Below are 7,242 nucleotides of genomic sequence, written 5' to 3'. Positions count from 1 at the left end.
GAGGCTTGCCCGCGAATCGGTCTTTCAGGCACCGAAGAAGGGTTGAATGTCCCGGCCTCTTCGCGGGCAATCCTCGCTCCAACGGGATTGTGACGCGTTTCAATCACCGTCCCGCACCAACGCCACCAATGTCTTGTTGCGTCCATAACGCATCAGTTTCTCGCCCAGCGATTGGGGCAGCGCGCCGGCCGGGTTGAATCCCGAATCTTCGTAGAATCCCTGCAAATCCGGATGGCAAAACAGCCACACCGGTTCGGTCAACGGGCGCAAGGCGTGGTCCATCAACTGGCTGGCGATCCCTTGGCTGCGCGATTGCGGCGCGACGAACAGCCCGGTCAGCCAGTGACCGCCAGCGACGGGCGTGAGGGACAACGCGCCGAGGATTTCCTGCTGTTTCGCGATCCACGCCTGTGCGCTGCTGGACGCGCGCATGCTCGAGCGGTGCTCGCGATAGAACTTGTCCAGCAATGGCAGGCAGTCTGGCGGCAGGATCGAACATTCAATGTCGGGCATGGCGATGCGTGGGCTCCACAGGTGATCGCGAGATTGGTCTGGCGGCGCATGATACAGCGGCTTAAACGGCGCGGCGCGTCCGGCATAGGTGTATAACTAAGGTCAGATCCTTCATCTGGAGCACGCATCATGAGCAAAGGCATGGATTCAAAGAAAGCCGCGAAGAAAAAACCGACGAAGACCCTCGATGAAAAGCGCGCCGACAAAAAAGCCAAGAAATCCGATACCGGGCTTTTCGGTCACTGATCTATCAGAGTTACAAAAGATGGAGCCTGTACAGGCTCCATTTTTTTGATCTATTGTTGGCCGCTAACGCCTTCTCCGAGTCAGCGCATGATCCAGGGTTTCGCCCAGTTATCGATGTACACCGCGCCCGTTCGCGTCCAGCAGGCCAGTGAAACCTGGCTGGCGCGCATTGTTCAGTTGCTGAATGCGGATCGTCTGCCAGACGAGCTTGAATTGCCACAACTGTGGTTGTCGCCGCAACTGCTGCTGGCCCAGACCTGTGGCTATCCTTTGATGACCCTGCTGCGCGACAAGGTGCGGCTGATCGGTCGCCCGGTCTATGAATTACCCCACAGCGCCGAGGGCAACCACTGCAGCCTGCTGATGGTGCGTGCCGACGATCCGCGCACCCGGCTGGTGGAGTTTCGCGACAGCCACGGGCTGATCAACAGTGAAGATTCCAACTCCGGCATGAACCTGTTGCGGCATCAGATCGCGCCCTTGCAGCAAGACGGCCGCTTCTTCGCGCGCGTTTCTGCTACCGGTGGCCATCGCCACAGTTTGCGCTGGCTCAAAGAGGGGCGCGGCGATCTCGCCGCCATCGACAGCGTGACCCACGACTATATGGCTCGCGACTCCGGCGAAGAGCTTTCCGGCCTGAGGATTCTGGCGCGCAGCGCGGTCAGCCCGTGCCTGCCTTACATCACCGCGTTGGGGGTGAATGCTGTGCAGGCGGAGCATATTCGCGCCGCGATGAATCAGGCGCTGGCTGATTTGCCTGACGTTGCCCAGGTATTGGCGATTCGTGAAGTGCTGAGCGCCAGCGCAGCGGATTACCAGGTTTTACTCGACTACGAGCATCAAGCCCGTGAGTCGGGTTTGCCATGGCTGCGCTGCTGATCGTGTTGGCGCACAACTAATCTGTAGTCAGCGCTGTCGATACCTTTTACCAACACAACCTAACTGACTTCCGGGCGAGCTGATCACGGCATCCCATAACCCGCCACCTAGAGGTGATCATGACATCCATAAAAACCCTGCTGGGCTGCTCGCTATTGGCGCTGGGCCTGCTCGCTCAACCCGCTTCTGCGGCGGACAAAACCGCAACGATTCATTTCGGCGACCTCACTTGGGAAAGCGGTAGCCTGATTACCCAGGTGCTGCGCACTATCGTGGAAAAAGGCTATGGCTATCCCACTGATACGCTGCCGGGCAGCACCGTGAGTCTGGAGGCCGCACTGGCCAAAAATGACGTTCAGGTCGTCGGTGAGGAATGGGCCGGGCGCAGCCCTGCGTGGGTCAAGGCTGAGTCCGAAGGCAAGGTGTTCGGCCTGGGCAATATCGTCAAAGGCGCCACCGAGGGTTGGTGGGTGCCGGAGTTCGTGATCAAGGGTGATCCCGCCAAAGGTATCAAACCGTTGGCGCCGGACCTCAAGTCGGTCGCCGACCTGCCGCGTTACAAAGACCTGTTCAAGGACCCCGAACAGCCGGATAAAGGTCGCTTCCTCAACAGTCCGACCGGCTGGACTTCCGAGATCGTCAACACCCAGAAGCTCAAGGCCTACGGCCTGAACGACACGTTCGTCAATTTCCGCACCGGCTCCGGTGCGGCACTGGACGCCGAGATCAGTTCGTCGATCCATCGTGGCAAACCCGTATTGTTCTATTACTGGTCGCCGACCCCGTTGTTGGGGCGCTTCAAACTGATCAAGCTCGACGAGCCGCCATTTGATGCCGAAGCCTGGAAAACCCTGGCCGATGCCAGCAATCCCAATCCCAGGGGCACCCGTTCACTGGAGCCGCACTTGAGCATTGGTGTGTCGGCCGAGTTCCACAAACAGTACCCGGAGCTAGTGGCGTTCTTCGAGAAAGTTGATCTGCCAATCGACTTGCTTAACCAGACGCTGGGCCAGATGAGTGAAAAACGCCTTGATCCCAAGGCCGTCGCGCAGGCATTCCTCAAGGAGCATCCCGAAGTCTGGAAGGCTTGGGTGCCGGCGGATGTGGCCACCAAGGTCAGCAGCAGTCTTTGACAGCAGAGGATAAGTGCCACTCATGAGCGAACCGCGCGTCATTCTGCACACCGAGCGATTGACGCTGCGCGAGCTGAGTCTCGCCGATATTCCCGCCCTGGCGGCGATTCTGGGTGACCCTGAGGTGATGCGCTTTTCAGTGCGTGGTCCGCTGAGCGAGCAGGCCACGACCGAGTTCGTGGAGTGGGCGAATCGTTGCTACGTGGCTGACGGCTTTGGGCCTTGGGCAGTGATCGAGGTGTCAAGCGGTCTGCTGGCCGGGTTTTGCGCACTCAACCGCGAAGAGGTGGATCGCGCCGACGAAGTGGAAATTGGCTATCGCCTTGCCCCGGCATTCTGGGACCGCGGGCTGGGCACCGAAGCTGCGATGGCGACCCTGGCCTACGGCTTCGAAAACCTGAGGCTGGATTCGATCATTGCCATCGTCCAGCCTGCCAATGTCGCCTCGGTAAGAGTCATCAATAAAGTCGGCTTCAGGGATTTCGTCTACAGCCAGTACCATCGATTAGGCGTCAGGATTTACCGCATGACCCGCAAGCAATGGCTAGCCGGGCGTTCCTGTTAGCGTCACTAAACGGTTCGGTTACGACCGCCGGGCTGTGCAAGGCCGCTTCGACTGCTAAGTTCACAGCGTGCAAGGATTTTTCACCGGGAGGCCTCATGACGTTTCGCAGCTCGCTCGCTGCCTTGAACATGCTGTTTGCGCTGCTGGCGTTCGTACTTCCTGATGCATCGCGCGAGGCGTACGCGTCCGAGGTGGATGACAGCGCGCAAGCCTTCGTCCAGGATCGACATCTGGGCGACAGCCTGGGCTGGCTGGGTTATCAAGTGGCCTCGCGCACGGCAACGTTCGCCAGTATTGTCGAGGCCATCGGCAAAACCCAGGCACAGGCGCTGGTCAAGAGTGAGCTGGAGCGCCTGCAACCAGAATATCAAGCGCAATGGGATCGCAATCTGGCCGCCGCTTACGCACAGTTTTTTACTGCCGAAGAGCTGCGTGGCCTGAACTCCGGCGATGGGGCGCAGATGTTGGCCAACAAACTGCGGGCCAAACAGAACGACGTCGGCATGGACATGAAGGCGCGTTCGGCAGAACTGCTCAAGACCTTTGTCTCCCGCGCACTCGATAACGCACAGCAGACCCTTGAACACTGATTTTTCATTTATTCGCGATGAGGTAAGACCATGGACCCATTCATGCAGGCAGCGATCGACGAAGCGCAACTCGGCTTGGCCGAGGGCGGTATTCCCATCGGTTCGGTCATCGTCCATGACGGCAAGATCATCGGCCGCGGCCATAATCGCCGGGTACAGGAGGGCAGTGCGATCAAGCACGGTGAAATGGACGCCCTGGAAAACGCCGGCCGCCTACCCGCGCGGACTTATCGCGATGCGGTGCTCTACACGACCTTGTCACCCTGCGCGATGTGCAGCGGCGCGATCCTGCTCTACGGCATTCGCAAAGTCATCGTCGGCGAAAACGAGACGTTCATGGGCGAAGAAGAACTGCTGCGCTCACGCGGGGTAGAAGTGGACGTCATCCACAACCCGGCCTGCGTGCAGATGATGAAAGACTTCATCGTCAGCAAGCCTGAATTATGGAATGAGGATATTGGGGAGTAACAGCGCTCATCTGGGACCGTGGGAGCGAGGCTTGCCCGCGAATCGGTATTCCCGGCGGCATATCTATCGCCTGAGATGACACCTTCGCGGGCAAGCCTCGCTCCAACGGGGTGCACTTCACACTTCAGGTCCCTGTGGGAGCCGAGCTTGCTCGCGAAGGCGCAGGTCAGGCAATAAAGTAGTTGGCTGAAAGAATCCTTCGCGGGCAAGTCTCGCTCCCACAGTCTCAGGTGCGCCGCGCCACCCCAAACAACGCAACCCCCTGCAACTCCCCGCCATCCTCGACCAGACGCACCGGAGCCGTGCCGCCGGGCATCTCGATTTCGATCAGTCCGGCGCGGACCTGTCCGGCGTGCCAGGCTGCGCAGGCAACCGCGCTGGCGCTGGTTCCCGACGACGCGGTCGGGCCTTCTCCACGTTCGAAGACCCTGGCGACAATGCGCTCTGGCGAGGCAACAAACGCCCATTGCAGGTTCACGCCTGAAGGGCAGGGGTCGCCAGCGCCCAGATCACCTTCGGCAAAGGCAATGCGGGTCAACGCGCTGTTCAGTGCCGGCTCATGCAACGCTTCGAATGCGGGCAACTGCGTCTTGTCTGTGACCAGTGTTACGCAATGCGGATTGCCGATCCTGACGAACACGCTGTGATCCCAATCCGGTTCGATGTGCAACAGCGCATTGACCCGGCTGAGCGCACGGCCATTGAGCGAAACCTCGCCCAGACCATTGGCCTGCGCACCGACAGCCGTGGGGCCAAACGCCGGTTTGCCCAGATCCAGCCAAAACCCGGTCTGGCCCTGCAGGCGTGCTGGTTCTATCCAGGTCGAAACAGGCGAGGCCGAGTCGCCTTTGTCATGATGCACTTTCAGCTCGAAACGCCCTTGAGCGTCGACCTGGCCTGTTTCGGTCAGTGCCTGGGAAAAAATCGTCAGCCCGTTGCCGCTGCGTTCGGCCAAGGTGCCGTCGGTGTTGACGATCAGCACGTCAAACGGCGCGTGCTGTTGAAAGGGACCGATCAACAGACCATCCGAGCGATGAGCCTTGGCATCGGCCGGACGTGTGCCCGGCGGCCAGTCACAGAGCGCGCGTATGGCGTCTTTCGCCCAGGCTGCGCGACCAGCGCTTGCTCGCGCAGCCGTGTGCGGAACGGCGATGCCCAAGTCACGCAAGGCCTCGGGCGTGCTGACGGCGTAGATGTTTGCACGTGCATCGTAAAAACGGGTCATGAGGCGTCCAGGCGGGTTCGGGCTATGTAAAGTCCAGGAGGCTTTTTAACCTGTCGAATGCATGTCTGTCAGCATTTGGCCGCGAATACCGCGCACATTGATGCTCAAACCACCAACGTCAGCCACGTCGAAACCAGCAGCAACGCCGCCATGCTGCGGTTGAAGCGCCGCATGCTTTGTGACGATCGGCAAAACTTCGCGGCGCTGACCCCAAGCCACGCCCACGCGCTCATGCAAGGAATCGACACCATGAAAAACGCGAGGGATAAATAGACCACTTTCAGACTGCGGTCGGCTTCGTTGCCAGCGAAAACGCTGACCACCGCCAACGCCATCATCCAGGTCTTGGGATTGACCAACTGCAGACTCGCCGCGCCGAACAAGCCCAGGCGCGGGCCTTGAGTGGTTGGCATGGCGGGATCGATCACCTGCGCCGGGGCGCTGAACAGCTGCCAGGCCATCCAGCTCAGCCAGGCGATGCCGATCCACGACATTGCAGTCTGAACCACAAGATGGTGGGCGAGAAAATCCCCCACACCGGTGCCCACCAGCAGCACCAGCCCGGCCGCGCCAGCGCAGGCGCCCAGCACGATGGGCGCGGTGGCGCTCAAGCCATGACGCGAACTGTTGGTCAGCACCAGAATGTTGGTCGGGCCGGGGGTAATCGAAGCAACGAACGCGAACAGCAGGAAGGGCAGTAACTGGTCCATGACACACTCGAATGATTGATCGTCAGTCGATCATCCGGCTCGGCAGTTCCTCAGTCTGGAAGATTTGAGCAACGCTTGCGGTAGTCCGCCGGCGTCATCCGGTAGGCGCGCTGGAACCAGCGCCCCAGATGACTCTGATCGGCGAAACCCAGGGCCGCCGCAACCTGGGCCGCAGATTCGCCGCTGGCCAGCAGACGCCGCGCCTTGGCCAGTCTCAGCTGGATCAAATAGGCATGGGGCGCCAATCCGAACGCCGCCTTGAAGGCTCGCGTCAGGCGAAAACGGTCCACGCCGGTCACCCGCGCCAGATCGTCCAGGCCGATGTCTTGAGCCATGTGACTGTGCAGAAAATCCCGGGCATTGAGCGCTACCAGAGGCAGGCGCGGGTCCGGGGTAATCAGCGTTCGCCAGCGTAAGTGGCTGGTGAGATTTCCCAGCAGATCGTCCAGAGCAGTCTGGCGCACGATGCGCATTTCCTGATTGTGCAGGGTGCGAAAGGCGTTGACTGTGGCGCGTGCCAGACGCGGATCATCGGCCAGGGTCGCGGTGAAACTCAGCTGACAATCAGCCGGAGCATGCTCGAACAACGAGCGCAGTTCGCGATCCAGCCATTTAGGGTCCAGATACAGCGTTTGATAGGTGAAACCTTCCGGCGCTGGCGCGTCACCGTCGTGAATCTCCCCCGGTTCCAGCAGAAATACCCGACCTGGCGTACTCATGTGCCGTTGACGGCGGCAATTGAATTGCTGCACGCCTTGCTCCGTTACGCCCACCAGATAGCTGTCGTGCCAATGCGGGTCGTAAGCGTGGCCTTCAAAATGCGCACGAATCGTCTCGATGCCGGACTCATTGTCCTGCTTGAGGTCGATCCAGTTGGCAGTGCGCATGGATTTTCACTCCAAAAAAGGCATGC

At 60.2% G+C, this 7,242-nt stretch carries 9 protein-coding genes; 5 read left to right on the top strand and 4 right to left on the bottom strand.

The window, feature by feature from the left end; all coding sequences use genetic code 11:
* Positions 1 to 99: 99 nt before the first annotated feature.
* On the bottom strand, positions 100 to 513 hold the full coding sequence (locus AFK24_RS21360; RefSeq protein ID WP_065835123.1) for a GNAT family N-acetyltransferase: 414 nt from the start codon (positions 511 to 513) through the stop codon (positions 100 to 102).
* 333 nt (positions 514 to 846) lie between these two features.
* Between AFK24_RS21360 and AFK24_RS21355 the strand changes: the two genes are divergently transcribed.
* The 5 genes from AFK24_RS21355 to AFK24_RS21335 all read left to right on the top strand — a co-directional run bounded on the left by AFK24_RS21355 (position 847) and on the right by AFK24_RS21335 (position 4,394).
* Positions 847 to 1,638 carry a phosphate/phosphite/phosphonate ABC transporter substrate-binding protein gene (locus AFK24_RS21355; protein ID WP_065835122.1) on the top strand — a complete coding sequence of 264 codons (792 nt, stop codon included), beginning with the start codon at positions 847 to 849 and terminating at the stop codon, positions 1,636 to 1,638.
* A gap of 119 nt (positions 1,639 to 1,757) precedes the next feature.
* A complete protein-coding gene (locus tag AFK24_RS21350) occupies positions 1,758 to 2,771 on the top strand; it encodes an ABC transporter substrate-binding protein (protein ID WP_065835121.1) in 1,014 nt (337 codons plus the stop codon).
* Positions 2,772 to 2,793: 22 nt separating this feature from the next.
* Positions 2,794 to 3,336, top strand: a complete 543-nt coding sequence (locus AFK24_RS21345; RefSeq protein ID WP_065835120.1) for a GNAT family N-acetyltransferase — start codon at positions 2,794 to 2,796, stop codon at positions 3,334 to 3,336.
* A gap of 95 nt (positions 3,337 to 3,431) precedes the next feature.
* Positions 3,432 to 3,926, top strand: a complete 495-nt coding sequence (locus AFK24_RS21340) for a hypothetical protein (RefSeq protein ID WP_065835119.1) — start codon at positions 3,432 to 3,434, stop codon at positions 3,924 to 3,926.
* A gap of 30 nt (positions 3,927 to 3,956) precedes the next feature.
* On the top strand, positions 3,957 to 4,394 hold the full coding sequence (locus tag AFK24_RS21335; RefSeq protein WP_065835118.1) for a nucleoside deaminase: 438 nt from the start codon (positions 3,957 to 3,959) through the stop codon (positions 4,392 to 4,394).
* Positions 4,395 to 4,620: 226 nt separating this feature from the next.
* Here the strand turns inward: AFK24_RS21335 and AFK24_RS21330 are convergent, their stop codons facing one another.
* From AFK24_RS21330 to AFK24_RS21320, 3 genes are all read right to left on the bottom strand, one after another.
* Complete coding sequence (locus AFK24_RS21330) at positions 4,621 to 5,619, bottom strand: diaminopimelate epimerase (protein ID WP_065835117.1); 999 nt, start codon at positions 5,617 to 5,619, stop codon at positions 4,621 to 4,623.
* Positions 5,620 to 5,723: 104 nt separating this feature from the next.
* Entirely contained in the window at positions 5,724 to 6,329 is a 606-nt protein-coding gene (locus tag AFK24_RS21325) for a LysE family translocator (RefSeq protein WP_065835116.1), read from the bottom strand.
* Positions 6,330 to 6,379: 50 nt separating this feature from the next.
* Complete coding sequence (locus AFK24_RS21320; protein ID WP_065835115.1) at positions 6,380 to 7,216, bottom strand: AraC family transcriptional regulator; 837 nt, start codon at positions 7,214 to 7,216, stop codon at positions 6,380 to 6,382.
* Positions 7,217 to 7,242 lie beyond the last annotated feature (26 nt).

Origin of the sequence: Pseudomonas syringae, assembly GCF_001698815.1 — a bacterium.
In the GTDB taxonomy this organism is placed as follows: Bacteria; Pseudomonadota; Gammaproteobacteria; order Pseudomonadales; family Pseudomonadaceae; genus Aquipseudomonas; species Aquipseudomonas syringae_A.
The sequence above is the reverse complement of the archived record's forward strand: the minus strand, read 5'-3'. Positions and strand labels throughout refer to the sequence as shown.

What these genes read in the sequence shown, in the direction of transcription:
- AFK24_RS21360 (WP_065835123.1), bottom strand. Translation starts at nt 513, where the DNA reads ATGCCCGACATTGAATGTTCGATCCTGCCGCCAGACTGCCTGCCATTG.
- AFK24_RS21355 (WP_065835122.1), top strand. Translation starts at nt 847, where the DNA reads ATGATCCAGGGTTTCGCCCAGTTATCGATGTACACCGCGCCCGTTCGC.
- AFK24_RS21350 (WP_065835121.1), top strand. Translation starts at nt 1,758, where the DNA reads ATGACATCCATAAAAACCCTGCTGGGCTGCTCGCTATTGGCGCTGGGC.
- AFK24_RS21345 (WP_065835120.1), top strand. Translation starts at nt 2,794, where the DNA reads ATGAGCGAACCGCGCGTCATTCTGCACACCGAGCGATTGACGCTGCGC.
- AFK24_RS21340 (WP_065835119.1), top strand. Translation starts at nt 3,432, where the DNA reads ATGACGTTTCGCAGCTCGCTCGCTGCCTTGAACATGCTGTTTGCGCTG.
- AFK24_RS21335 (WP_065835118.1), top strand. Translation starts at nt 3,957, where the DNA reads ATGGACCCATTCATGCAGGCAGCGATCGACGAAGCGCAACTCGGCTTG.
- AFK24_RS21330 (WP_065835117.1), bottom strand. Translation starts at nt 5,619, where the DNA reads ATGACCCGTTTTTACGATGCACGTGCAAACATCTACGCCGTCAGCACG.
- AFK24_RS21325 (WP_065835116.1), bottom strand. Translation starts at nt 6,329, where the DNA reads ATGGACCAGTTACTGCCCTTCCTGCTGTTCGCGTTCGTTGCTTCGATT.
- AFK24_RS21320 (WP_065835115.1), bottom strand. Translation starts at nt 7,216, where the DNA reads ATGCGCACTGCCAACTGGATCGACCTCAAGCAGGACAATGAGTCCGGC.